At 51.0% G+C, this 26,652-nt stretch carries 23 protein-coding genes; 7 read left to right on the top strand and 16 right to left on the bottom strand.

Annotated features, from left to right (window positions below):
* The 3 genes from MHI43_RS12455 to MHI43_RS12445 all read right to left on the bottom strand — a co-directional run bounded on the left by MHI43_RS12455 (position 1) and on the right by MHI43_RS12445 (position 3,370).
* A complete protein-coding gene (locus MHI43_RS12455; RefSeq protein WP_009589192.1) occupies positions 1–1,320 on the bottom strand; it encodes a hypothetical protein in 1,320 nt (439 codons plus the stop codon).
* 65 nt (positions 1,321–1,385) lie between these two features.
* Positions 1,386–2,105, bottom strand: a complete 720-nt coding sequence (locus MHI43_RS12450) for an ATP-binding cassette domain-containing protein (protein ID WP_009589188.1) — start codon at positions 2,103–2,105, stop codon at positions 1,386–1,388.
* An 83-nt stretch (positions 2,106–2,188) separates the two neighbouring features.
* On the bottom strand, positions 2,189–3,370 hold the full coding sequence (locus MHI43_RS12445; RefSeq protein WP_015734706.1) for an MFS transporter: 1,182 nt from the start codon (positions 3,368–3,370) through the stop codon (positions 2,189–2,191).
* Between the two features lie 129 nt (positions 3,371–3,499).
* On the opposite strand from MHI43_RS12445, the gene MHI43_RS12440 reads away from it, so the two are divergent.
* Together MHI43_RS12440 and MHI43_RS12435 are read left to right on the top strand one after the other, a co-directional pair.
* Complete coding sequence (locus MHI43_RS12440; protein WP_036665366.1) at positions 3,500–4,417, top strand: helix-turn-helix domain-containing protein; 918 nt, start codon at positions 3,500–3,502, stop codon at positions 4,415–4,417.
* A gap of 16 nt (positions 4,418–4,433) precedes the next feature.
* Positions 4,434–5,171, top strand: coding sequence for an HAD family hydrolase (locus MHI43_RS12435; RefSeq protein ID WP_015734704.1), 738 nt, complete (start codon positions 4,434–4,436; stop codon positions 5,169–5,171).
* A gap of 73 nt (positions 5,172–5,244) precedes the next feature.
* Here MHI43_RS12435 and MHI43_RS12430 read toward each other — a convergent pair whose 3' ends face one another.
* The 8 genes from MHI43_RS12430 to pdhA form a co-directional block, all read right to left on the bottom strand.
* Positions 5,245–7,533, bottom strand: a complete 2,289-nt coding sequence (locus MHI43_RS12430; RefSeq protein WP_036665367.1) for a type IA DNA topoisomerase — start codon at positions 7,531–7,533, stop codon at positions 5,245–5,247.
* Positions 7,534–7,648: 115 nt separating this feature from the next.
* Entirely contained in the window at positions 7,649–9,136 is a 1,488-nt protein-coding gene (locus tag MHI43_RS12425) for a glutamate synthase subunit beta (protein ID WP_015734702.1), read from the bottom strand.
* Between the two features lie 341 nt (positions 9,137–9,477).
* On the bottom strand, positions 9,478–9,966 hold the full coding sequence (locus MHI43_RS12420; protein WP_036665368.1) for a dihydrofolate reductase: 489 nt from the start codon (positions 9,964–9,966) through the stop codon (positions 9,478–9,480).
* A gap of 68 nt (positions 9,967–10,034) precedes the next feature.
* Positions 10,035–10,829 (bottom strand): thymidylate synthase, encoded by a 795-nt coding sequence (gene thyA, locus MHI43_RS12415; protein ID WP_015734701.1) that lies wholly within the window; start codon positions 10,827–10,829, stop codon positions 10,035–10,037.
* Between the two features lie 196 nt (positions 10,830–11,025).
* Positions 11,026–12,441, bottom strand: a complete 1,416-nt coding sequence (lpdA, locus tag MHI43_RS12410) for a dihydrolipoyl dehydrogenase (protein WP_009589200.1) — start codon at positions 12,439–12,441, stop codon at positions 11,026–11,028.
* Between the two features lie 3 nt (positions 12,442–12,444).
* A complete protein-coding gene (locus MHI43_RS12405; protein WP_036665369.1) occupies positions 12,445–13,767 on the bottom strand; it encodes a dihydrolipoamide acetyltransferase family protein in 1,323 nt (440 codons plus the stop codon).
* Between the two features lie 29 nt (positions 13,768–13,796).
* Positions 13,797–14,774, bottom strand: a complete 978-nt coding sequence (locus MHI43_RS12400) for an alpha-ketoacid dehydrogenase subunit beta (RefSeq protein ID WP_015734699.1) — start codon at positions 14,772–14,774, stop codon at positions 13,797–13,799.
* 166 nt (positions 14,775–14,940) lie between these two features.
* Positions 14,941–16,008, bottom strand: a complete 1,068-nt coding sequence (pdhA, locus tag MHI43_RS12395) for a pyruvate dehydrogenase (acetyl-transferring) E1 component subunit alpha (protein WP_036665657.1) — start codon at positions 16,006–16,008, stop codon at positions 14,941–14,943.
* A 256-nt stretch (positions 16,009–16,264) separates the two neighbouring features.
* On the opposite strand from pdhA, the gene MHI43_RS12390 reads away from it, so the two are divergent.
* Positions 16,265–16,993, top strand: coding sequence for an alpha/beta hydrolase-fold protein (locus MHI43_RS12390; protein ID WP_036665370.1), 729 nt, complete (start codon positions 16,265–16,267; stop codon positions 16,991–16,993).
* A 303-nt stretch (positions 16,994–17,296) separates the two neighbouring features.
* Here MHI43_RS12390 and MHI43_RS12385 read toward each other — a convergent pair whose 3' ends face one another.
* Together MHI43_RS12385 and MHI43_RS12380 are read right to left on the bottom strand one after the other, a co-directional pair.
* The gene (locus tag MHI43_RS12385) at positions 17,297–17,761 is read right to left on the bottom strand and encodes a low molecular weight protein-tyrosine-phosphatase (RefSeq protein ID WP_036665372.1); all 465 of its coding nucleotides are present in this window, start codon (positions 17,759–17,761) and stop codon (positions 17,297–17,299) included.
* Positions 17,762–17,833: 72 nt separating this feature from the next.
* A complete protein-coding gene (locus MHI43_RS12380) occupies positions 17,834–18,481 on the bottom strand; it encodes a trimeric intracellular cation channel family protein (protein ID WP_009595985.1) in 648 nt (215 codons plus the stop codon).
* A gap of 137 nt (positions 18,482–18,618) precedes the next feature.
* Between MHI43_RS12380 and MHI43_RS12375 the strand changes: the two genes are divergently transcribed.
* Positions 18,619–19,263 carry a thiamine diphosphokinase gene (locus MHI43_RS12375; protein WP_036665375.1) on the top strand — a complete coding sequence of 215 codons (645 nt, stop codon included), beginning with the start codon at positions 18,619–18,621 and terminating at the stop codon, positions 19,261–19,263.
* Between the two features lie 268 nt (positions 19,264–19,531).
* Positions 19,532–20,026, top strand: a complete 495-nt coding sequence (locus tag MHI43_RS12370; RefSeq protein ID WP_009596005.1) for a C40 family peptidase — start codon at positions 19,532–19,534, stop codon at positions 20,024–20,026.
* 40 nt (positions 20,027–20,066) lie between these two features.
* Here MHI43_RS12370 and MHI43_RS12365 read toward each other — a convergent pair whose 3' ends face one another.
* Positions 20,067–20,786, bottom strand: a complete 720-nt coding sequence (locus MHI43_RS12365; protein ID WP_009595993.1) for a response regulator transcription factor — start codon at positions 20,784–20,786, stop codon at positions 20,067–20,069.
* 68 nt (positions 20,787–20,854) lie between these two features.
* Between MHI43_RS12365 and MHI43_RS12360 the strand changes: the two genes are divergently transcribed.
* Positions 20,855–21,052 (top strand): hypothetical protein, encoded by a 198-nt coding sequence (locus MHI43_RS12360; RefSeq protein ID WP_341283262.1) that lies wholly within the window; start codon positions 20,855–20,857, stop codon positions 21,050–21,052.
* A 1-nt stretch (position 21,053) separates the two neighbouring features.
* Complete coding sequence (locus tag MHI43_RS12355) at positions 21,054–24,416, top strand: discoidin domain-containing protein (protein ID WP_036665377.1); 3,363 nt, start codon at positions 21,054–21,056, stop codon at positions 24,414–24,416.
* Positions 24,417–24,500: 84 nt separating this feature from the next.
* Here the strand turns inward: MHI43_RS12355 and MHI43_RS12350 are convergent, their stop codons facing one another.
* Both MHI43_RS12350 and MHI43_RS12345 read right to left on the bottom strand, forming a co-directional pair.
* On the bottom strand, positions 24,501–25,577 hold the full coding sequence (locus MHI43_RS12350) for a ThiF family adenylyltransferase (RefSeq protein ID WP_036665379.1): 1,077 nt from the start codon (positions 25,575–25,577) through the stop codon (positions 24,501–24,503).
* 182 nt (positions 25,578–25,759) lie between these two features.
* Positions 25,760–26,569 carry an aminoglycoside phosphotransferase family protein gene (locus MHI43_RS12345; RefSeq protein WP_036665382.1) on the bottom strand — a complete coding sequence of 270 codons (810 nt, stop codon included), beginning with the start codon at positions 26,567–26,569 and terminating at the stop codon, positions 25,760–25,762.
* Between the last annotated feature and the right edge of the window lie 83 nt (positions 26,570–26,652).

The following is a 26,652-nucleotide window of genomic DNA, read 5'->3' as shown; positions in this document are numbered from 1 at the left end:
CTAGTTCCCCTTTCTTTCGATAGGAGCCACATTGTTGCTGCTTGGCTTTTTATCTTTTTTACTCAATTTCAGATCGCCATGGCTTCGATAAGCGATGACGCGGTTTTTCTCCTTCACCAAGATCTCCCAATCGGATTCGGCTTTCCCCCACTGGGCCGTGGAGAAAAACTTGATTTCCGCGACGGACTCTCCCGTGTCGGTCATGACAAAGTTCAGATAAGCATTTTTGTTGGATTCCGGCGTAATGGTAATTTTATTGTACATATCCGGCGGAAAATCCAAATAGAAGCGATTATTCATATCGTAGTATCTTTGGAGCACGAATTGAAGCCCTTCTACTTCGTTGCTCTCCCGCACCTCTCCGTCCCACTGGAAGTACGTGGTGAAGAACGGGATTTCGTCCAGGATCAGCCGATCTTCCCAGCCGCTTGGCCTTGTAAGCACACCAAACTCTAAAATACCGTCATCGTTCACGTCCTCGCTCTCAACCGGCAGTTCCTTGTAAGTAAGCAGTTCATCCTGGAGCACGTCAATAAACTTGTTGTCCTCCATGATAATGAGCTTGGAATAGGAAGAGTTGGACACGACCGAAGCATCCAAGATGATACCTTCTTTGTTTTTGGCCACTTTACCTGCGACAACATTGTAATAACTTTCGATATTTGGTCCCAAATCCAGCTTGTTCAGCTCAACGAAAGCATCCTCGAATTTGTCGTATTGATAGGTGCTGATATACGAGAGCTCTTTCTGCTGGAGGTATACCACCGTAATATCCTTGACCTTGTCGCCGTTCATGTCTCCGATATTGAAGTGCGTATACGGCAAGGCCGGGATTTTTTCGAGCGAATCCCCGGAGAATGAATACACGGCCAGCAGGTTCTGAAGATTCTCTTCTCCGCGGGAGAAACCGGCTACGATGTCAACCTTGCCGTCGTTCGTAAAATCAACGAAATCAAATGACTCCAAAACCGTCCCTTCTCCGTCGAAATCGAGGCTCTTCACCCAGGTATCACCCTGCTGCTGCATGATCATGCCGTGGATTTTCACCTCTTCATCCGGCGTCTGATAGAACACGACGGCTTCCATAACGCCGTCGTTGTCCAGGTCATGAATTCGGATCGAACTGCTGTCGACGTCGCTTCGCGGCCGAATGATAGCGCCGTTGTCCAGTTTGATCTTCTGGAGCGCGGACTGGATGGCGCCGTTCAGCGTCGCTTTGTCCGTCGGCAGATCCGGTCGCTTCATTAAAGACACCGGATCCTGGATAAAGGTACAGCCGCTTATGATAAATAGTAACAAGCCGGCCAAGAGGGCTTGCATCACTCTATATTTCAATAAGTATCAACTCATTTCTATGCTTTCGCCTTGCGTCAAGTGATCGATAATTACAGTCTTGACTTCTCGCCATGGGTTAAACGTCTTCCGGTCACATCCACTACCAGCTGGCCGCCCGACAGCCCCATGATTCGGGTGCAGTATTTCTCCGCAAGCTCCAGCGGGATGACGGTAAATACCGTCAGACGCTCTTCCTCGCACAAGGTTTTTAGCGTCTTCAAAACATGCTCGGCAGAGGCCGGATCGAGTCCCGTGACAGGCTCGTCCGCCAAAATCACCTTAGCGCCGTGAACGAGCGCCCGGGCAATGGCAATTCGCTGCTTCTCGCCGCCGCTCAGCTCGCCGGCCTTGCGTTTTGCCTTGTCCAGCAAACCCAGGTGCTCGATCGTATCCATGGCTCCCATATAATCATCAGACCGGACCATCCCGGTAACCATCCGCCACAGCGGCGTTTGGCTGGATTGCCCGATCAATACATTCTTAAGCGCCGTTCGATTTACGTTTAGGGAAGGATTCTGCTCGAGATAAGCCCATTCCCGTCGAATTCTTCGTTTTCCGGCGGGATTCATCATATCTTCGCCGTCAATCGTCAGCTTGCCGCCGTCCCATTTTTGCTGCATCGACAGACAGCTCATCAGCAAACTTTTTCCGCTTCCGCTCGCACCGATCAGACCGATCATTTCCCCGTGTTCCATCTGAAATGTGATATCCTTTAACACCGGTGTACGTTCAGGACCCATCGTTTTCTTCAGCCGATCCACTTTAATCATGTTATCGTCTCTCCCGTCAAGTGCATATTCCTACTCTCTAGTTTAGAAGAAAGCGAAAGCAATTGCCATGAGAACGCATGTTTCTATTTGTCGGGTGAAACGCTGTTGCCTTTGAACCATAAACCCGTGCACGCAAACACAATATACAAGCCGCCGAGCAAAACGAAGATTCCCCCGTTCCACCCGGTTTCCATGATAGCGCCGCCCGCATTCGGCCCTGCGATACTGCCGGCATTGAAATGGAAGGAAGCCACGACGTTGGCCGCCGGCAGCAGTACCCTGGGAAGGATGTCCGCGGCATAAGCCAGACCGAGGGAGAAGAAAGAACCGACCAAGCCGCCGGCCATCGTCAGTAATAGTAAGGTTGCCCAGAAATTCGTTCCGGCTACCGGAATCAGCAGGAAACTGCAGCCTCCCACGATCCCCGCGATCGTCAGCACCCGCTTGCGTCCGAATTTATCGCTCCAGATGCCGAGGGGAAGCTGCAGCAGGAGTCCGCCGATGCCGACAAAGGGCAGCAATGTCGAAATTTCGCCTAAAGTGAACCCGCTTCTTAACCCATAGACCGGGAAATTGCTGTTAATCCCCGCTTCCATGTATCCGTACAAAAATGCGGGAATCAAGGCAAACCAGGCCAGCCGATAGCTTTTGAGATAGCGGCCGGCCGGCTGCTGCTCTCCTTGCTCGCTTTTTTCCGGCTTCAAATTCGGAAGTTTGAACAGAACGACCAGCAGAATGAACAAGAACAGCACAGCCAGAATCAGAAACGGTACCGCCTCGCCGTATTTCAGAAGAGGAATGCCGAGCGGCCCTATACTAAATCCCAGACCGTAGGACATGCCGTAAAAGGAAATGCTCCGCCCCCGGTTCTTCACGGTTGACATCATCAGCACCCACAGCTGGGCGGCATAATGCAGCGCGCTGTCGCCGATGCCCACAAGCACCCGCAGCACAAACCAGACGGCTACGCTCGGAATCAACGGGAAAGCGACCAGCGACAGCATCACCAGCACGAGACCCGATACGATCAGTCTTTTGAAACCGACCCAGCCGAGAAGCCGTTCCGCAACAAGCGTCATGGCAAATGAACCTACATATAAAGCAGCCGCGTTCAATCCGTTCATGGAGGATGAGATGCCCATCCGTTCCAAAAAAATAGCCAGCACCGGCAATAGCAGTCCCTGGCTTAAACCAGCCGCAACCACGACGGCAATTAAAATAAAATAATGAGTTCTCCCTTGACGGGGGGTAACAGCTTCTGTCACTGAAATATAGTCCTCCTCTAATATGAAAAAACGATGAATTTAAACAGCCAAATGAACATTATAGTGGACAAGCCCAATCGATACAAGCCATAATAATAACAATGCCATCAATTGGGAGGGTATCCGTTCATGAAATATAAAGTTAGTATCGATGTATCCATGGTTTATGAGCTGCTGGGCAGCTTCATGATATATGCAACAAGGAAATGGACCGATAACCTGGATATTGGAAAACAGCTGATAACGGAGATGGATGAGCGTTTGCCGCAGCATGTACGTGTCCAGTTCAGTGGAGCCCGCTCATGGCCGCTCGCGGATTACGATGTCTTATACGCCCTGATCATGCTTCGAGGAGAGCACCTTGAAATCCCTGATTTTCTGGGCTGGATCGAATCTTCCCCGGTGGAAGAGCTTCATGGCCTGCTTCAGCCTCACTTGCCGTCCCTCACGCGGGATGAAACGTCCAGAATTCGAGAATACTACACACCGTTGATGAAGCTCTGGTATGAGCACTACTTTTCCGAAGTGGAGCCTGAGCTGTACCATCTTCTGGAGGAAGATGCCGAAGAGAAACGAATGCTGCTTCCGAAAATGGACGACGAAAATCTGATCGAATATGCTTCCAGCGGAGTCATTCTGGATAACGTTCCGCAAGAAAACGTGGTCTTGTTCCCGGGTACGCATTTTCGTCCGATCAATACCTATTGCTTCTATGATAATGTACTCCTGCTGCAGTACCCTATTGATATACCGGAAGAAGACGAGGATGAGCCGCCTGTCGTTCTCCTGCGCATGACCGAGGCTCTCGCGGATCCGGAACGTCTGCGTCTGCTGAGATATATTGCGGATGAGCCGAAGGCCGTGTCCGAAATGGCGTCCGAATTGGGACAGCCCTATGAGCAATTGATGCACCACCTGATGATCTTGAGGGCGGCAGGCCTGCTGCGCTCCCATCTGAAATCCGAAAATAACGAAAGATTCAGCCTGCGGCCGGATGGTGCGGCCGAGCTGCAAATGTTCCTGGAGACTTACATTCGACTTTCCTAGTATGAAGGAGCGTACCATGAGTAAAACATCTCAGCATATTATCTTCGACATGGATGATACATTAATACATTGCAACAAGTATTTCGACCTGATTCTCGGCGATTATTTCGAATGGATGACCGAATGGTTTCAGCCTTATGGAGTAACCACCCAAGAAGTCCGAGCCAAGCAAATGGAAATCGACGTAGCCGGCATCGACAAGCTGGGATTCGCGAGCGCGAACTTCCCCCAGTCCCTAATCGATACATACCATTTTTTCGGCCGAATTCACGGGAGAGATACCTCGCCTAAGGAAGAGGAGCTTCTCTACCAGTTGGGGCTCAGCGTATACGAGCAGGAGATTGAAGCCTACCCCGGCATGGTCGAAACGCTGGAGAAGCTTCGAGAGGATGGCCACTGCCTTCACCTCTATACCGGGGGCGAAACGAGAATACAGAAGCGAAAAATCGAACAGATGAAGCTGGCGGACTATTTTAAAGACCGGATTTATATCCGCCAGCATAAAAACATCACGGCGCTTGAGGAGATTCTCGGCATGGGGTCGTTCGTCCGCTCTAATACGTGGATGATCGGCAACTCGCTCCGCACGGATGTCGTTCCGGCATTGACGGCAGGCATTAACAGCATCTACATCAAGCAGCAGCGCGAGTGGCAGTATAATCTGGTCGAGCTGAAGCAAGAGCCGCATAATGTGCTCTATACCGTTTCGGCGTTGACTGAAGTGCCGGAAGTCATTGAAGAGCATTTAACTTAATCGAACGGACAACGAGCCGATCCTGGAGTAATATCCCGGATCGGCTCGTTATTTTGGCGTAACCCTCGACGTGTTACGATTTTACGGACGCACTGGAGTCCACGGCCTGAACGGCCAACTGCCCGTTACCGCCGGCAGCAAGGACAAGCCTGCCCTTATACGTGCTGCCGTCCTCGTTCTTAAAGGATAACACTTGGGTCTTTCCCTGAAGCAGCAAGGATTTCAGCATCGCATGAGAAATTTGTTTTCCGGCAAATTCCTTCCAGATGACATAACTGCAGCCGGTTTTGAAATTCGCGCAGCCGTAACCTTTGCGTCCTTCAATAATATGCCCGTCACATCCGGGTCTTGGGCAGCGCCCCAAGGGAGATCGTACGGACGGCGCTTCATTTGAAGCGGCAGGCGCTGATTTCGGAGTGGGCTTGCTCGTGCGCTCATCCTTCGCTTTCGAGGCTGGGGCCGCTTTAGACGTGCTTCGCTTCCCTCTTCCTTTGGACTTGTCCTCATCTCCGCCGAAAAGCGACGAAGGCGCCGGACGCTGCGAGGATACCTTGTTGATGATCGAAACGGTGAACTTCTGCACGTTTTGCATGAATACGTCAGCAGAAGCTTCGCCTTTGGAGATCTGGTGGAGGCGCCGCTCCCATTGGCCTGTCATCTCGGGCGAAGCCAGCAATTCGACGCCGGCATGCCGGATCAGCTCCACCGCCGTTCTTCCTTTTTGCGTTACGGTGATTTTTTTGCCCTGCATCGTAATATATCCGACCTTTTTCAAACGCTCGATGGTGGCTGCCCGGGTTGCCGGCGTTCCAAGACCGCTATCCTTCATCGCATCCCGAAGCGCTTCATCCTCAATGGACTTACCGGCGCTTTCCATGGCCTTCAGCAGCGTGCCTTCCGTATAACTTTTTGGCGGCTGGGTAGCCTTTTCCTTCACTTCGGATTTTTTGCATTGCACCGGCTTGTCGGGAGTAAGGTCAAAGGAACGGTCGTTCCATTCCTGGTTCTCCTCTTCCTCGTCCTCTTTCCCCTTCTTGGAAGATTTGGATTTCTTCTTCTCCGTATCCTGAATCAACACCTTCCATCCAAGCGACAAAAGCTCCTTGATTCCCGTCTTGAATGTTTCCCCCTCGACCTCGGTGAGCACTGTATGCTGCTTGTACATGGCCGGAGGATAAAAATGCGACAGAAACCGGGTGATGACCAGATCGTAAATATGCTGCTCTTCCTTGCTGAGCGTGCCCGGCCGCTTTAATGTCGGCAGTATGGCATGGTGATCCTCAACCCGCTGCGGATTGCATACCGCTTTGTTGTTGACGTGCACCCGGCTTGGATCCGCTCCTGCGGCCATTGATGCATACGAGGTCGATTTGAGCATATGAAGGGCCTTGTGCATGCCTTCGATATTCTGTTCATTCACATAGTTAGAGTTGGTACGCGGATAGGAAATCACCTTGTGGCGTTCATATAACGCTTGCGCAAGGTCCAGCGTTTTTTTGGCAGAGTAACCGTACTTGGCATTGGCTTCACGCTGAAGCAGGGTCAAATCATACAATTTGAACGGATATTCCTTCGTTTCCTTCACTTCATATTTGGTGATGGTGCCGTTCTTTCCATGGACCTTGGCTGCAATCGTCTCTGCTTTCTCCTGCGAGGTCAGCCGCTCTCCCTGCCAGGTTCCCGTGTACTCCAGCTGATCCTGCTTGAACAAAGCTTTCACGTCGTAGAACGTTTGCGATTCGAAGGCCTCGATCTCCTTCTGCCGGTCATAGATCAGTGCCAGCACCGGCGTCTGCACCCGGCCAACCGACAATAACGTCTGATGGCGGGTCGTAAAGGCGCGCGACGCATTCATGCCGATCAACCAATCGGCTTCGCTGCGTGCGCGCGCAGCTTGCGTTAAATTCTCGAATTCAACGCCGTCCTTGAGCTCCGCAAAGCCGCGGCCAATGCTTTCCGGCGTTAAATCCGAGATCCATAGTCTTTTTACAGGCTGTTTCAGTTTTAATTGTTGTTGGATTAGTGCGAAAATATATTGTCCTTCTCGTCCCGCATCACAGGCATTCACGATATGGCTGCAGCGCTTGGCTACCTCTCCAATGACCTTCAGCTGATCCTTGGTTTTCGGATTCGGGATGATTTTGAATTGCTCCGGAATGATAGGCAGGTCCCGTAAATTCCAGCGTTTGTACTTCGGATCATATGCATCCGGCTCCGCCAGCCCAACCAGATGTCCGATAGCCCAAGTTATGATGTATTGCTCACCTTCAAGATATGTACGGTTGTTCTTGGCCCGCGGCTCGATGACCGCAGCGATATTCCGTCCCATATCCGGCTTTTCGGCAATGACCAACGTTTTCAAATGACATTCTCCTCCCCGATGAGCAGCCTGGCGCGGAGGCTAACTCCAAAAAGGACTTCGCTCTCGCGAAGTCCCTTTAACTACTATATTCATGATAGCATATTTAGGAGAAGGATTAAACCAGTACGGTCGCGCCCATCAGATATTTGTCTACCTCGCGTGCCACCTCGCGGCCTTCATTGATCGCCCACACCACAAGGCTTTGTCCGCGGCGCATGTCGCCGGCTGCAAATACTTTATCCACATTCGTCGTATATTTGCCATACGGCGCTTTAACATTGGAACGACGGTCCGTTTCAAGTCCAAGCTGTTCTACCAGCGTCTGCTCCGGTCCGTCAAAACCGATCGCGATGAACGCCATTTGTGCCGGAAACGCTTTTTCCGTGCCCGGAATCGGCTGATACACTTTACGGCCGGTTTCATCTACAATGCGCTCGATTTGAACGGTATGAAGCTCTTTCAGGTTCCCTTCATCATCCCCGACGAATTTCGTGGTCATGATGGAGAATTCCCGCGGATCGTTGCCAAACAGCGCTTTGGCTTCCTCGTGGGCGTAATCCAGTGTATACACGTTCGGGAATTGCGGCCAAGGGTTCGCAATCGGATCGCGCTGCAGCGGAGCCTGTTTATGCGTACCGAACTGGGTAACGCTGCTGCAGCCGTGACGCAGCGCTGTGGCCACGCAGTCGGAGCCGGTGTCGCCGCCGCCGATGACGATAACGTCCTTGTCTTTTGCCGACAAATAGTTGCCGTCTTCAAGACCGGAATCCAGCAGGCTCTTGATCGTTCCGTTCAGGTAATCCATCGCGTAATGGATGCCCTTGAGATCACTGCCCTCAATGTTGAATTCGCGCGGCTTTGTAGCACCGCCGCAGAGTACGACGGCATCATAGTCTTCCATCAGCTGCTTGGCGGGAATATCCTTGCCGATCTCGGTGTTCACAACAAATTCGACGCCTTCCGCCGCGAGCAGATCGACACGGCGCTGCACGATGCCCTTGTCCAGCTTCATGGACGGTATCCCGTAGGTCAACAAGCCGCCAATGCGGTCCGCACGCTCGTAGACGGTGACGGAATGGCCCGCTTTGTTCAGCTGTGCTGCTGCCGCCAGTCCTGCCGGACCGGAACCGACAACGGCTACGCGTCTTCCCGTGCGCTTCTCGGGCGGCTCCGGAACGACCCAGCCTTCTTCAAAGCCTTTGTCGATAATCGCCTGCTCGATGGATTTGATCGTAACCGGCTCCCCGATCAAGCCGACGGTACAAGAACCCTCGCAAGGCGCTGGACATACGCGTCCGGTAAACTCAGGGAAATTGTTCGTTTTGTGGAGACGCTCCAGAGCTTCTCTCCACAAGCCCCGATATACAAGATTGTTCCATTCCGGGATCAGGTTGTGGATCGGGCAGCCCGATGTGCCGCCGACCATATCGATTCCTGTATGGCAGTATGGCGTACCGCAGTCCATGCAGCGTGCTCCCTGGGTCTGGAGCTCATCTTCTTCTAAATGTTTATGAAACTCTTCCCAGTCTTTAACTCGTTCAGCCGGGCTCCGGTCTGCCGGAAGCTGGCGCTGATATTCCATAAATCCTGTTGGTGTAGACATACTGCTTTACCCCCATCCGTTCTATCCATGCTGATTACCATGTACAATTTATCATATCATAAATCATCCGACATCTATCGTCAGATGAGCCAAGAAACAGGTTTCAGCCTGATTTATTTTTTCTATTTATGCTAAAAAAATTTTTATCAAAGCATGAATCCCCACTACTCGCGGCTATTTAAGCAGCCATTTGCATAAACATTAGAAATATAGTAGCATTTCGCTTTTCGCCTGTTAAATGGACTATATGCATGATCATTTGTATTATCCTACTATGAAAGCATTGTCAACATGGACGGAAGGCAGTAAGTCTATCCCTCCGAATCGTGCCATCAAGCTGTTTATTTCCGTTCAAACGTAACGAAACGGTAGGCATACGGATTTTTTTCATCCGTGATGCCGGGAACTTCTTCGACGATCTTCCATTCTTCCCAGTTCACTTCGGGAAAGTACGTATCCCCTTCAAAACTCTCGTCAATGAACGTGCAGTACAGACGATCCGCTTTCGGCAGCATCAATTCATAAATCTGCGATCCGCCAATCACCATCAGTTCCTCATTCTTCGAATAGGGTAACGCGTTCTCGATGTCATGGATCACGATGCCCTGATCCTCCGTCAACGTAAAGCTCTCATCTCTCGTCAGCACGATGTTCTTTCGGTGAGGCAGCGGCTTGCCGCCAAAGGAATCCCAAGTTTTGCGCCCCATCAGGATCGTTTTATGGAGGGTTTTCTCCTTGAAGAAGGCCATATCCCGCGGCAAGCGCCACGGCATCGTGCCGTTCAGCCCGATCACCTGATCCTTGCCCATTGCCCATATCATCGATATCATTACACCGTCTCTCCTTCCATTCATCTTATGGATGTCACCGCATGGAGCCTCCATAACCCAATTTAAACTTATACGGCAACCGTCGCCTTAATGGTCGGATGGTATTGATAACCCTCAAATTCAAAATCCTCGAACGTATAATCAAAAATGCTGTCCGGCTTGCGCTTGATAACCAGCTTCGGCAGCGCATATGGCTCGCGTTCAAGCTGCGTTCTAACCTGCTCCATATGGTTGGAATAAATATGGACATCGCCGCCCGACCAGATGAATTCACCCGGCTCCAGGTCGCACTGCTGGGCAACCATATGGGTTAGCAGCGCATAACTGGCAATGTTGAACGGCAGCCCGAGGAAGCTGTCCACCGAGCGCATGGTAAGCATACAGGAAAGCTTCCCGCCCGCCACGTAGAATTGGAATACAAAATGGCACGGAGGCAGCTTCATGTTATCAATCTCCGCCACGTTCCAGGCACTGACGATATGGCGTCTGGAATCGGGATTATTCTTAATCGAATCGATGACACCCGCAATCTGATCGATATGGCGTCCATCCGGCGTTTCCCATGCCCGCCACTGCGAGCCGTAGACAGGACCCAAATCCCCGTTTTCATCCGCCCATTCGTCCCATATCCGCACGCCGTTCTCTTTTAGATACCGGATATTCGTTTCGCCGCTCAAGAACCACAGAAGCTCATGTACGACCGATTTCAGGTGAATCCGCTTGGTTGTCATTAGCGGAAACCCTTGGGATAGGTCAAAACGCAGCTGTCTTCCGAATACGGACAACGTTCCCGTACCCGTCCGGTCTCCCTTCTCTACGCCATGATCCAGTATGTCCTGCAGCAGCTCCAAATATTGTTTCATCTCATAGTCACCTCACTAAAATCTCATATCCTCAGTCTACCATGTTCACGGAATGATTGGGATGCTTAAAATAACCCTGCCCGGGGAGTGCGGATATCCGCTGGCATATCTACATAAAAAAACAGGAGGCAGAAACCGCCTGCGCGTTCTCTGCCTCCTGGCTGAATATATAATGACTCGAAAATACGTCTACGGATTAACGGGCAATGATGTGGATCGGATGACCCATTACCAATTCCGCCGCTTCCATAACGATCTCTCCCAGCGTCGGATGCGCATGGATGGTCAAAGCTACATCTTCAAGCGTAGCGCCCATTTCAATAGCAAGGCCGAGCTCGGCAATCAGGTTGGAAGCTTCCAGACCCACGATTTGCGCTCCGAGAATAAGCCCTGTTCCCTCTTCGGCCACGATTTTCACGAAGCCTTCCGGATGGTTCAAGGATACGGAACGTCCGTTGCCTGCGTAAGGGAATTTGCCAGCTTTTACTTTATGGCCTTTTTCCTTCGCTTGAGCTTCGGTGTAACCTACGCTGGAGCATTCAGGATCCGTAAACACAACGGCCGGGATACATTTGTAATCCACGACGGACGGCATTCCGGAGATCGCTTCAGCAGCCACTTTACCTTCGTAGGAAGCTTTATGTGCAAGCGCCAGGCCGGACACGATATCCCCGATCGCGAAGATATGAGGAATGCTGGTGCGTCCTTGATGGTCGACTTTCACGAATCCGCGCTCATCCATATCGAGGCCGATCAGGTCCAGACCAAGCTCTCCGTCCGTGTTCGGACGACGGCCAACCGTAACCAGCAGGTAATCAGCTGTTACTTCTTTGGTTTCGCCATTCACGGAGTATTTCACGGTAACTTCTTTATCGTTCTGCTCAGCACTTTCAGCTTTAGCACCTGTGATAATTTCGATACCGGTTTTCTTCATGTTCTTGGTAACGAGGCTTGTCATGTCTTTGTCAAAGCCAGCCAGAACGCTGTCCAGACCTTCGATGATCGTTACTTTGGAACCGAATTTGGAGTACATTTGACCCAGCTCGGCACCGATGTAGCCGCCGCCGATGACAATCATGCTCTTCGGTACTTCAGGCAGGTTCAATGCTTCGGTGGAAGACAAGATGCGTCCGCCAAACGGGAATGGCTTCAGTTCGATTGGACGGGAACCTGTAGCAATGATGCAGTTCTTGAAGCGGTAACGCGGAGATTCATGATCATTGAATACGCGCGCTTCGTTTTCGTTGATGAACATGCACTCGCCGTTGAAAACTTCCACTTTGTTGCCTTTCAGCAAACCGGCTACGCCGCCGGTCATTTTTTTGACAACGCCGTTTTTGAATTCCTGCGTTTTCGCGAAATCAACGGTTACGTTCTCCACGGAAATACCGAATGCATCGGCATGCTTCGCGGATTCGAACTGATGAGCTGCAGCGATCAAAGCCTTGGAAGGAATACAACCACGGTTCAAGCAAACGCCGCCGAGTTCCGATTTATCAACGATCAGAACCTTTTGACCCAGTTGGGCGGCACGAATCGCCGCCACGTAACCACCAGGACCAGCACCAATGACTAGAGTATCAATATCTAAAGAAGCATCTCCAACTACCATTAGTTACACCTCCATAACAAGCAGCTCAGGGTTAGCGAGCAGTTGTTTAATATAGTTCATAAAGTTTTGAGCCGTTGCGCCGTCGATGATACGGTGGTCAAAGCTCAAGGACAATGCCATAACAGGTGCTGCTACAATCTCGCCGTTCTTCACAACCGCTTTTTCGCTGATGCGGCCGGTACCGAGGATAGCAACCTCTGGGAAGTTGATGATTGGTGTAAAGAACATGCCGCCTGCGGAACCGATGTTCGTGATGGAAATCGTGCTGCCCTTCATTTCGTTAGGAGCCAGTTTGCCCTCACGGCCGCGTGCAGCCAGATCACGGATGCTGTCAGCGATCATCCAGATGCTCTTACGATCCGCATCTTTGATAACCGGTACGATCAGACCGTTATCTGTATCCGTGGCGATACCGATGTTGTAGTACTTCTTGTACACGATTTCGTTCGCTTCTTCGTCGATCATCGCGTTCAAAGCAGGGAATTGACGGCTTGCCGCAACAAGTGCTTTAACGATGAATGGCAGATACGTAACTTTCGTGCCCTTCTTCTCAGCGATCGGTTTCATGCGGGTACGGAACGCTACCAGCTCGGTTACGTCCACTTCGTCCATGATCGTAACGTGAGGAGCCGTGTAAGCCGATTTAACCATAGCATTCGAGATTGCTTTGCGGATACCTTTGAATGGCACGCGCTCTTCTTCTGCGCGAGTGTCCACCGCTGCGGATGCTGCTGCAGGAGCCGCTTTCGTCTCGGAAACAGCTTCTTGAGTCGGAGCTGCTGCTGCTTGGCCGCCACCGTTCTTGAAGGCTTCTACATCTTCGCGGGTCACTTTTCCGTTGTTGCCGGAGCCTTGAACTTGTGCGATGTCAACGCCCTGCTCGCGAGCGAATTTGCGCACGCTTGGCGTAGCCAGGACTTCACGGTTAGGTGCTGCAGGCGTCGCTGCTTCGCCGTTTCCGCCTTGTTTAGCGTCAGCCGGAGCATCTTGAGCCGGGGAAGAAGTCGTATCTGCGCTGCCTTTCGCTGCGTCGGCTTCTTGAGCGGACTGCTCTTCGGCAGGAGCCTCTTGCTCAGGAATGTCGCCTTCAGCATCGATGATTGCAACCACTTCACCGACACGGCATACTTGACCGTCCTTGGCAAAAACTTCTTGAACCGTACCGTTCACGGGACAAGGAACTTCTACGACCGCCTTGTCGTTCTGTACTTCCATGATGATGTCGTCGTCTGTTACTTTGTCGCCCGGCTTGATATGCATTTTGATGATTTCACCTTCATGCAAACCTTCGCCCAGCTCTGGAAAACGATATTCGAATTTTGCCAACTGAAAAACCTCCCTAGAAATTGCTGCTATTAGAAATTCAATACTTTATTTACGGCATCAACGATACGCGCCGGAGTAGGCAACCAAGTGTCCTCGATTTGAGCGAATGGATACACGGTGTCTGGCGGCGTAACGCGAAGCACCGGTGCTTCCAGGTGGAGAATCGCTTTCTCGTTGATTTGAGCGATCACTTCTGCGGCTACGCCGGCAGATTTCTGCGCTTCTTGAACCACGATGGCGCGGTTGGTTTTCTTAACCGAAGCCAGCACGGTATCGATGTCGATTGGAGAAATGGTGCGCAGGTCGATGATTTCGGCTTTGATTCCGTTCTTTTCAAGCTCGTCTGCCGCTTTCGTAGCAGTATGAACCATCAGGCCGTAAGCGATGATCGTAACGTCCGCTCCTTCGCGAACCACGTTAGCCTTGCCAAGCTCAACGGTGTAATCACCTTCTGGAACTTCAGCGCGGAACGCATGGTACAGGTTCAAGTGCTCCATGAAGAATACAGGGTCATTGTCGCGAATCGCTGCGATCATGAGTCCTTTTGCATCATAAGGATTGGAAGGTACTACAACTTTAATACCCGGGGTTTGTGTGATCAAACCTTCGAGTGCGTCGGTATGCAGCTCAGCCGCTTTAACCCCGCCGCCGAATGGTGTACGGAACACGATCGGGGAGTTGTAGCGTCCGCCGGAACGGTAACGCATGCGCGCTGCTTGAACGACGATTTGGTCGAGCGCCTCAAAGATAAATCCAACGAATTGAATTTCAGCGATCGGACGGAAGCCTTGGATGCCGAGACCTACCGCCAAACCGCCGATAGCGGACTCTGCCAGCGGCGTATCGAATACGCGCTCTTCCCCGAATTCTTTTTGAAGGCCTTCCGTTACCCGGAAAACACCGCCGACATTACCTACGTCTTCACCGAAGATGACAACGTTAGGGTCACGGCTCAATTCAACGCGCATGGCGTCGCGAATCGCTTCTTTCATGTTCATTTGTGCCATTGCTTCATTTCCTCCTTAAGAAATACAGTTCACTGTTCTTCCAGTGTGATGCCTTATAAGGCTATATATCGATGTTAAACGTTATTTAAAAACAAGACCTGATGCGCCCATGACAAACCGGATGATCATCCAGGATCAACCTTTGACAATCATCGGCCCGTCACTCTTATTGGAAATCGGCTTTCTGTTCTTCCAAATGCTTCGGCGTTTGCTCGAACATGCTGTCGATCAAACCAGGTACCGTCATTTTTTCCGTTTGTTCTGCTTTTTTGATTTGCTCGTTGACTTTCGCTTTCGCTTCTTCTTTCACGCGAGCTGTATCTTCTTCTGTCCAGAGGCCTTTGGCTTCCAGGTACTTCGCAAGACGCGCGATCGGATCCTTCTCGTTCCACTCGCCCTCTTCTTCCTTCGTACGATATTTCGTAGCGTCGTCAGACAAGGAATGCGGACGGAAACGGTATGTCACGGCTTCGATCAGCGTTGCGCCTTCACCGTTGCGGCCGCGCTCTGCAGCATCCTGAACCGCTTTGATCACCGCGAGAACGTCCATGCCGTCAACTTTAACGCCTTTGATGCCGGCTGCAACAGCTTTGTGCGCGATAGACAATGCTGCTGTCTGCTTGGAGAACGGAGTCGTGATTGCATAGCCGTTGTTTTGCACGAAGAAGATGACCGGCAGTTTGTACACGCCTGCATAGTTCAGGCCTTCGTAGAAGTCGCCCTCGGAAGAGCCGCCGTCACCGGTATAGGTAATAACCACTTGTTTTTGCTTCTTCAATTTGTAGCCCATAGCGATACCCATGGCATGCAGGATTTGCGCGCCGATGATGATCTGAGGCATCAATACGTTAACGCCTTCGGGAATTTGTCCGCCATGCTGATGTCCGCGGGAATAAAGGAATGCTTGGTAAAGCGGAAGTCCATGCCATACGATTTGCGGCATATCGCGGTAGCCCGGGCAGATAAAGTCGTCTTTCTCAAGCGCGAACTCACTGCCTACCATCGTAGCTTCTTGACCAGATACAGGAGCGTAGAAACCGAGACGTCCTTGACGGCCGAGGTTTACGGCGCGGTCGTCCCAAGTACGGGTAAATACCATACGGTACATAATTTCTTTCAGTTGATCGTCCGACAATTCAGGCAGAAGATCTTTGTTTACGATTTTGCCATCCGGGGAAAGTACAGATAGAGTACCTACTTCCTCGGTATATACTTCATAAGGAACCTTGGTCATTTTTTTCACCTCAATAAATATTTGAATATCAAGTTCCGCTGTTATAGAATTATTATACACCTGTTTCACTCCATTCGTCAAAGAAATACGGGATAAAATTTCATATTCTTTCACGTTTGTATGTATAACAGTTGACGAATAATACTATAACAGTATGACAAACATCATAGAACAGCAGACAACTTCAACATGTCAGGGTAATTTTAACTTATTGTTTACCGCATTTCAAAAACTAACCCGAAAAAGGTGACGAATGATGACGAATGAACGTTTATTGAAGCGAACCATCGTAAAAGAAGTGATTGACAGCAAGTTTTTGCAGGAGACTCGAACGCTGCGCATCTATCTTCCTCCCGGATACAATGAAATCCTCAGCTATCCCGTCGTTTACTGTCAGGACGGAGAGGAATTTTTCAACTTCGGCCGCATCGCGACCTGGGCCAACCAGCTCATTCTCGAAGAAGGCGTGGAGCCGTTCATCATTGTGGGCGTGGAAGTGAACACCAAGGTACGAACCGAGGAGTATGCCCCGTTCGGCAACCGCTTCGATGCTTACCTGTCCTGCTTCGCCGAAGAGATTATTCCCTTCGTGGAGCAAAAATATCCCGTGCGCAAAGAGCCTGCGGAAAGAGTGCTTGCCGGCGACTCCCTCGGGGGAAGCGTCTCCGTGCATTTGGCTTTGCGTTATCCGCATCTTTTCACAAGAATCATCAGCTTGTCCGGGGCCTACTATGAGAAGACCCAGAACATGATTCAGGAAGAGCGTGATTTGTCCTGGCTCAACATTTACATGATTGTAGGCTTGCAAGAAGACAACTACGCAACCGATACAGGTGTCTATAACTTCGTCGAATTAAATCGCTCAACAAAGGCTTTGCTGGAAGAACGGGGTGCTACCGTATCATATCTTGAAAAAGAAGGTCGTCACCTCTGGGGATTTTGGCAAAAAGAGCTCCCTGCTGCCCTTATGTACTTCCTTGGTTAAATGTTTGAATCGGCAAAATCCATGGGCTATATAAATGACCTGTTACTGCAAAATGGTTTAACTGTCCCACTCGGGACTCCACGCGTTACGATTGAAATCCGCTGGCAAAAAGAATACCTGTGAGGCAAAGCTCGGTCGTAATCGCCCTCAGCTTCTGCCCCACTCCAAAAAAAGATGAACAACCGCGCATTTTTTATGGAATGTGCATTGTTCATCTTTTATGTTCAGCAGCCCGTTCTTCTTGGTATCGCTTTCAATGATGTTCGTCAAAAAAGCGGCTGATTCACCGCTTGTTCGAATCGATTATAGCTTTTCTTCCATGATTTTGTCCAGTAAGATGTCACACCCCGCATCAATCAGCCGGTACACTTCGTCAAAGTTTCCGGTGAAATACGGATCGGGCACCTCGCGCAATTTTTCGTTCGGCAGCAAATCCATGAACTTCAGAATCTCAGCCTGATCGCCTCCCGCTAACTTGCGGATATTCGCTACATTCGAATCATCCATGCCGATAGCGTAATCGAAACGTTCAAGGTCCTCGCTGACTACCTTGCGCGCGACCATTCCTTCATAACTGATTCGCCAGCTGTCGAGCAGCTTTCTCGTGCCTTCATGGGGAATGCTGCCGATATGCCAATCCCCGGTGCCGGCCGAATCCACGCTTATTTGATCCTGCAGCCCGCGCTGTACAATTTTATGCCGCAGCACCGCTTCCGCCATGGGCGAGCGGCAGATATTGCCCAAACATACAAACAAAACGGATACCATGGTCCTTCCACCTCCACACTATGATGAATCGCAATCGAGAAATTTTTTATTTAATCTGTTCCATACCTTATTTTAACCGGATCTGACTTCTTTTCCGCTGGCTGCCGAAGACTGGGCTGCGTGCAGCGACCTTCTGGGCAATCTCCATTTATATAGAACGGACAGCATCCTGAAAACGATGACTATAACAAATAAGGTCAACAACTGCCAGGTCTTGGTGGCGACCCCTAAGCCGATAGCGACACCTGCTGCCATGGCCCAGACCGCGTAAATCTCGTCGCGCAGCACGAGCGGCTTCCGCCCGGCCAGCAAATCACGGACCATTCCTCCGCCGCTGCCAGTCAGCACAGCCGCCACGATGACCGCGCTCAATGGATGATTCATTTGCGTAGCATATAATGCTCCTTGAATCGCGAAGGCGGATAACCCGATCGCATCAAACAAGGCCTCCGTTTTCTTCCAATGCTGAATCAAGCCGAGCGGCAGCACAAACGCCACGAAAACCGAAATCATCGCCAGCATGATTAAATCTCCCTGACCCCACAGGGTGGTAACCGGCACGCCGATCAGGACGTTTCTTATAATACCCCCGCCGAAGGCCGTGACCAATCCAAGCACCACAACCCCCAAAATATCGTATTCCTCTTCCATTGCCACAAAAGCTCCGGACATGGCAAACGCAATGGTGCCAATGATGCTGAATACGTCAAACACATGCATGTCCAAAATTCAGTTCCCCCGCTCCCCCGTCAATTTACATACTACATTGTAGCCGCGCCTATTAAAATTGTGCAAGCATGAAAACTGCACTATACTAGAATTCAATGACAATTCTCTCGAAAAAGGAGGAATATATAATGAAACACACTCGCGTCCTGATCTTCACAGGTGGGGAGTTGTCAACGGGATTCCTGAATGAGGTCCAAGAAGGGGATTTCATTATAGGAGCCGATCGCGGCGCTCTCTTCTTGATTGAACATGGAATCAAACCCGATCTGTCCGTCGGAGATTTCGATTCCATTCCGCCCGAGCAGATGGATCGTGTCCACTCCATGAGCGGAAAGGTCATCGATTGTGACCCGATCGATAAAAATTTGACCGATACCGAGCTTGCCTTCGAGCTGGCTATGGAACGCTCGCCCGAATCCATCATGATTCTGGGGGCTACGGGCACGCGCCTGGATCATACGCTGGCCAATATCCACATGCTCATACGCGGCCTTCAGCATCATATCCCGTGTTCTATATTAGATGAAAACAATTTTATTACCCTGACGGGCTCCAGCTGTCTTGTCGAGAACAAAGGGTTTACATATGTCTCCCTTCTGCCGCTCACCACGGAAGTTACCGGCATTTATCTCGAAGGTTTTCAGTATCCGCTCCAAGATGCCACATTGCGATTGGGGCAGTCGCTCGGGGTAAGCAACAGGCTGGCCGAGGAGAAAGGAACGGTTCGGATCGAAGGCGGTCTGCTGCTCATTATTCAAAGCAGGGATCGCTAATCATTACTATTTTGTCATCTTTGATCGCAAAATATTAAACCTCGTAATTCTTTTGAAAAACCCTTGTGTACCAAGGGTTTTTTCTTGTTTAGAACTCGTGAATCAGCCGCAATTCTTAATTTTTTGTTACTTTTAATGATATTTTAATAATTCGCTTTCATTTCATACGGCCCAAGGGCTTCCGACGATTATCCAGATTATGGCCGGTTTCAAATCTGATATACTCGGTTCATCGCAAAAAACAATAACTGCTTGGAGGTCATACAACATGAATCGACAGAATTGGATTAAGAAGGCCGTAGTCATCAGCTTGAGCGCAACTTTGGGTGTAGGCGCAGTACTAACTGTTGCACCGCCGGCACCTGTAGAAGCAGCATCCGTAAGCACAGGAACTCGAGTCGTTAACTTCGGTAAACAATATATGGGAACACCTTATAAATTCGGAGCATCCACATCCACGACAAGAGTGTTTGATTGCTCTTCCTTCATGAAACATATCTTTAAAAAATACGGCGTGAACCTGCCGCGTACGTCCGCTGCCCAATCCAAGGTCGGCAAGGCCGTTTCGAAATCGAACCTGAGAGCCGGCGATCTGGTATTCTTCTCGAGCGGAAGCCGTGCGAATGGCAGAAACGTAACACACGTTGCCGTTTATATGGGCAACAACAAAATCTTGCACACTTACGGCAAGCCTGGCGTAACGATCTCCAGCCTGTCCGGCAACTGGAGCAAGACTTACCTGAAAGCTCGTCGCGTACTGTAGTCTTATTTTCCACTTATCATATCGAAGACCGTCTTTCCGCTCAGGGAAGGCGGTCTTTTTTGCTTGCATCGATTTCTTCCTGGGACAAAAGCTTATAACCGGCCCCCCGTATCGTACGAAGCAGTTTTTGCTTGCGCCCTCTATCGATCTTCTCTCTCAAATGGAGAATGTAGACATCGACCACGTTGGTACCCGTATGAAAATCATAATCCCATACCTGTTTTAAAATATCCTCACGCGTGCATACCTGCCCCTGCCTTCGAGCCAAAAACAACAGCAAATCGTATTCGCGATGAGTCAGTTCCACGGGCTCCTCTTCCCGAATTACATTGCGGCTCAAAGGATCGATCACCAGATCTCCGATTCGGATGATCTCCTCCTGTTCCGCGCGTCCTGTCTGAAAAAGCCTCAGCAAATTGGCAATTCGCGCCAGCAACTCCCTCTCATCCCTGTCATTTGGGATGTAGTCATGCGCTCCAGCCTCCAAAGCATGAATCGCTTCGTTAGAACCGTCGCTTCCGATGACAATGATCGGGAGCTGTTCCCCTCTGCCCGTCAGTCGCTCCACGAGATTGAATTGGTTCATACCCGGCAGTCTGCTGTCGATGAGCAGCAGGTCTGCGCCTGCGCGCTGCAGAGCGGCAACCACTTCCGAATAATTCGCAGCGTCTGTAACCTTATAACCCGCTTGTTCTAGTATCTCCGTTATCGTCTGGATCCGAGCTTGATTGTCTGCCGCGATCAAAATGACTTTGTCCACGGGTTCTCCCCCGCTTTCATCGCTTAATAATGTAAGTATGTCTGTTTCATCCTGCTTTCACTCCTGCAATGGATGAAGAACAACCAGAACGCATTTTCTTACAAAAATTCAAGCCTGATCCAAAAGATGCTGGGATCGCATACGATTTCCGTAGAATTGCATCTTATTTCGGTCGAGACGTTATTTTTATAATGGATATAAGATCAGGAAAGGGGGATATCTTTACCCGGTATAACTCATCAACCATGATGAAGGAGGAAAAATAATATGCGCAACAAACTCGTGGGATGGCCTCTAGTCGTAGTCATGCTGGTATCCATTGTATTCACGGCCGCCGGGCCTCCCGCTAAGGCTTCTGCAGCAGGCGGAATAAACCTATCCATCGGTAAAAACGTGACGGCTAGCGGCCAATCCCAAACCTACGGGCCGTCCAACGTAAACGATGGCAATCCAAATTCGTACTGGGAAAGCACCAACCATGCGTTCCCGCAATGGATACAAGTTGATCTCGGTACCGCCACCAGCATCAACGAATTCGTCCTAAAACTTCCTGCCAGCTGGGAGCCGCGGACTCAAACGCTGAGCGTACAAGGCAGCTTGAACGGCACGACATTCACAAATATCACGGGTCCGGCCGACTATGCATTCGACCCTGCCGAAGGAAACTCGGTGACCGTGAGTTTTGACGAAACGAGCACGAGATATGTTCGTTTAAGTGTAATCAATAATACGACATGGCCGGCTGCGCAGCTGTCTGAATTTGAAATTTATGGACCATCGGTCTCCCCGCCGACGCCTCCAACGGGAAACAATGTCGCGAGCGGCAAACCGATCACCGCCTCCTCAAGCACTTTCACGTATGTAGCGGCCCATGCTAACGACAACAACGTCCAAACTTACTGGGAAGGCGGCAGCAACCCCAGTACCCTGACCCTGGATCTGGAATCAAACCATGATATTGCCTCCATCGTACTGAAACTGAATCCGTCTACGGAATGGAGCGCCCGCACGCAAACCATACAAGTCCTTGGGCATGACCAAACTACAACGACCTTTAGTAATCTGGTGTCGGCTCAGTCCTATACGTTCGCCCCCGCTTCCGGCAATTTCGTAACGATTCCGGTAAATGCAACGGTTAAACGTCTGCAATTGAACATAACATCGAATTCCGGCGCTCCTGCGGGACAGATTGCGGAAATTGAAGTGTATGGCACCACCGGCGAGAACCCGGACCTTACCATTACGGATATGTCCTGGACGCAGTCTTCTCCGAGTGAAAACGATGATATCACACTGCATGCCACGGTTAAAAACATTGGAAGCGCGGAAGCCGGCGCTACGACGGTCAATTTTTACCTGAATGACGCAAAACCAGGCTCCTCGCCGGTAGGGCCGCTTGCAGCAGGAGCTTCCGCCACGGTATCCCTGCAAACCGGAGCCCCAGCGGCTGCATCGTATACCCTCAGCGCCAAGGTCGACGAGGATGACAACATCATCGAGCTGAACGATGGGAACAACAGCTATTCCCATTCGTCCCCTTTGGTTATTGGCAGCGTGGAAAGCTCCGATTTGGTAGGAACGATACAATGGACGCCAACCACGCCTATGGCCGGCAATGCCGTAGCCTTCACCGTCAAGCTTAAGAACCAAGGCAACAAAGCCACGGCTAGCGGCTCGCATGCGATTACCGTTGCACTGAAGAATCCGGCCGGCTCAACGATCCAGACCTTTAACGGTAGCTACCATGGTGCCCTTGCCGCAGGCGCATCCGCCACCGTCCAAATTCCCGGCACATGGACCGCTGCAAACGGCAGCTATACATTAACAACCTCCGTGGCACCCGATGCTAACGAAGTACCGGTTAAACGGGAGAACAATGTCAGTCATGCCAACCTAACCGTGTACTCATCACGCGGTGCCAGCATGCCGTATACCCGCTATGATACCCATGACGCCATACGCGGCGGCGGCGCATTGCTAAAGTCAGCGCCCACGTTCGATCAAGCGCTCACGGCATCGGAAGCATCCGGACAACGTTATGTTGCTCTCCCTTCAAGCGGATCCAACCTCGAATGGACGGTTCGAGAAGGCGAAGGGGGCGCCGGCATTACCATGCGATATACGATGCCGGACTCATCGAACGGCATGGGATTAGACGGCTCGCTCGACGTCTACGTAAACGGCTCGAAGAAGAAGACGGTTCCATTAACGTCCTACTACAGCTGGCAGTATTTTTCCAGCGATCATCCGGCAGATGCGCCTGGAGGAGGACGTCCTCTATTCCGTTTCGATGAAGTACACTGGAAACTGGATACGCCGCTTCAGCCTGGAGACAAAATCCGTATTCAGAAGTCTAATGCGGATAACCTGGAATACGGCGTCGATTTCATCGAAATCGAGCCGGTACCTGCCGCTATCGCCCGTCCTGCCAACTCGGTCTCCGTCACGGATTTCGGTGCGATCCCCAACGACGGCCAAGATGACCTAACGGCATTTGAGGCTGCCGTGCAGGCAGCGGCCTCATCAGGCAAAACCCTATATATTCCTGAGGGGACGTTCCATTTGGGCAATATGTGGAAGATCGGCTCGGTCGGCAATCTGATCGATGACATGAAGATTATGGGGGCAGGCATCTGGCACACCAACATCCAATTTACCAACCCGAATGCGGCTTCCGGCGGGATCTCGCTTCGAATCGCGGGCCAGCTGGATTTCAGCCATATCTATCTCAACTCGAATCTGCGGTCCCGATATAATCAGAATGCCATTTACAAAGGATTCATGGACAATTTCGGCACCAACTCCAAGATTCACAATGTGTGGGTGGAGCATTTCGAATGCGGATTCTGGGTTGGCGATTATGCCCATACGCCGGCCAAGATCGCGGAAGGGCTGATCATAGAAAACAGCCGGATCCGTAACAACTTAGCGGATGGGGTTAATTTTGCGCAGGGGACCAGCCATTCGACGGTGCGCAACAGCAGCATTCGAAATAACGGCGACGATGGACTCGCTGTCTGGACGAGTAACGTGAACGGTGCACCAGCGGGTGTTAACAACACCTTCTCCTATAACACCATCGAAAATAACTGGCGCGCGGCGGCCATCGCTTTCTTTGGGGGAAGCGGTCACAAGGCCACTCACAATTTGATTGTAGACACCGTTGGCGGTTCCGGCATCCGAATGAACACGGTATTCCCGGGATATCATTTCCAGAACAATACCGGCATTCTTTTCTCCGATACCACCATCATTGGCAGTGGTACCAGTAAAGACTTGTACAACGGGGAGCGCGGGGCCATCGATCTTGAAGCATCGAATGATCCGATCCGCAATGTTACGTTTACCAACATCGATATTCTGAACACCCAGCGCAGTGCGGTACAGTTCGGTTATGGCGGCGGGTTTGAGAACATCGTGTTTAACCATATCCGTATAGACGGTACGGGACTTGACGGAGTAACGTCCTCGAGATTCTCGAGTCCGCATCCGGGTGCGGCGATCTACACGTACACGGGCAACGGGTCCGCAACATTCAACAATCTGACCATGCAAAATATCGCTCACCCTGATCTCTATTTCATCCAGAACGGTTTCCATTTAATTTTGAATGAAGCGATTGGGGATTAAACGATAAAAGGAGTGGGCCTGTGAGGCTCACTCCTTTGTCGTTTACGATGTTGGATGAAGCACGTTAGCTTTGCTCCTTCTTATTTAACCGCCAACGTATTGATTATATAGCGATCTAGCCTTGGCGATATCCGACGTGCCATGCACCAGGGTTCTGCCGTCTTGAAATATAACCAAACGGTGCGGACTTGCCTGAAAAATGATCATATATGGGGTAACGGTGGCTTTTCCTTGACGCAGGCTGTTCAATCGATCCGCCATCTCCTCCAGTTGAAGCTGCATGGGTCTGCCCGGCCTGATCTGCACGGTGTCCCTGCCGCACAACACTTCGCTTTTATCGGCATGCTCAGCCGACAGATAAGGGTATGTCGGTTCCTCGCCGCATGTGGAGCAGTCCGATTTTTTCGCACGTTCTACTCCAAATTCCAACTGTTCGTTACGCCATAAATCAAAAGACAGCATCTTTTTCCTCAAGGCTTGGCGGTTTCCGGATAATAGCTTCAGCGCTTCCATTGTTTGATGGGCAGCGACCATCTGTACCGCTTGGGGGAGAATGCCGTTAATGTCGCAAGTGTCGCCGCCTAAAGGAATCATTCCAAGCAAACAGTTCAAACAGGGTGTTTCTCCCGGTAAAAACGTAAAACTCATCCCGGAGCTCCCGACACATCCCCCGTAAATCCACGGAATTCCATGCTTGAAACCGATGTCGTTCAAGATCAGCCGGGTTCCAAAATTATCGGTAGCGTCCATCATCAAGTCAACGCCTTGGCACAGCACCGACAATTCGTGGGCTCGTACATCCATAACGACACCCTCCACGGTGACGTCCGAGTTGATCTCGGATAACCGCTTGGCTGCAGCTACGGCCTTTGGCAGCCGGTTGATGGCATCCTGCTCGGTAAACAGCTGCTGACGCTGCAAATTGCTCCATTCCACGTAATCCCGGTCCACGATGGTCACGTGTCCGATGCCTGCGCGAACCAAGGTCTCCGACACGGCGCTTCCCAGCGCCCCTGCGCCAAGAACGAGCACGCGGCTGTTCCGGAGGCGAATCTGTCCTTCCTTTCCCAATGGCGTGAACCGCTCTTGCCTGGAATACCGATCCTCTCTTTCCGCTTTAGCAGCCTCCTTGCCCTCCGAGGACTCCAAAGCAGTGTTCATTTGGTGCCCCTCGAGGATTGCCTTCCCCCTGTTATCGTGTAATCCAGACATGTATGTTTCCTCCCGATCCATTTCTCCGAACATGCTAATGAAGTTTGACTTTCATAAAATCAGACTAAAAGCTATTCATGATCAAAAATACCCATCCCGTAAAGAGGATGGGCGGTTTAACGAATTTCGCCTTAATTCAATCGGGTATTCAGCGCCTTCTCAAGGATACTACGATGACGCAGTATCCAGGCAGCGCTCCGAGCTCTCCAGGCGATCCCCCATAACAGACCTTCCGTTTCCGGCGATACCTGCTGCTCAATGGCTTCTTCAGCCGTTTCCCGCACGACCACCTCTACGATCATATCCAACAAGTCCGTTCGAAGAGAAGGTTCGACGCCATAAGCGTCAACCAATAAACGGAGCTGCCTTGCACGGGCATTAGCATCCGGCAAGCCGACTCTTTCGGCAACATCATCATCGTGCAGCTGCGGAAAGAGCCAGCATACCCGGGCTAACTCAACAAGCGGATGTACAGGTCCCGCGAATTCCCAGTCAATTAAAGCGTAAGGCATCCCATCGCGGGTAACCATATTCCAAGGCGCAATATCACCATGGCTATATACAACCCCGGCATCGCCTAGTTCACGTAGAAACCACGGTTTCCATACTCCCTGGGTACCCGGCGAGAATGTAGCTGAAGCGTCATGAAGCTGACGTAATAATCGTCCTACAGCGACGATGGCTTCATCGCTCCAAGGTCCGGGATGAACAAATTCGCCCTCTACATAACTTAACGTCTCTTGACCTTCCTCATTCCGACCCGAGCCAATAATATCGGGCAGGGACGTAAACCCTGCTTGCTTCAAATGCCTTAATAAGGAGTGTACGGACGGGGTCCATTCCCCGCAAGGTCGATACACAACCTGACCTCGTCGTACAACCGACTTCTCGGCGGAGAGAATAAGGCCCTCTCCCTGTCCTGTTGGATTTTCCGAATTCATGAACTCGTCTCCCCTTCGGAAGGGAATAACACGGTTAATGGGGCTATGGAAGTGTATTCCCTTCATATATTGATGCCCCGATG

It is taken from the genome of Paenibacillus sp. FSL H8-0457 (assembly GCF_038051935.1).
Lineage (GTDB): Bacteria > Bacillota > Bacilli > Paenibacillales > Paenibacillaceae > Paenibacillus_AQ > Paenibacillus_AQ lautus_A.
This window is presented reverse-complemented; position numbering and strand designations above follow the sequence as displayed.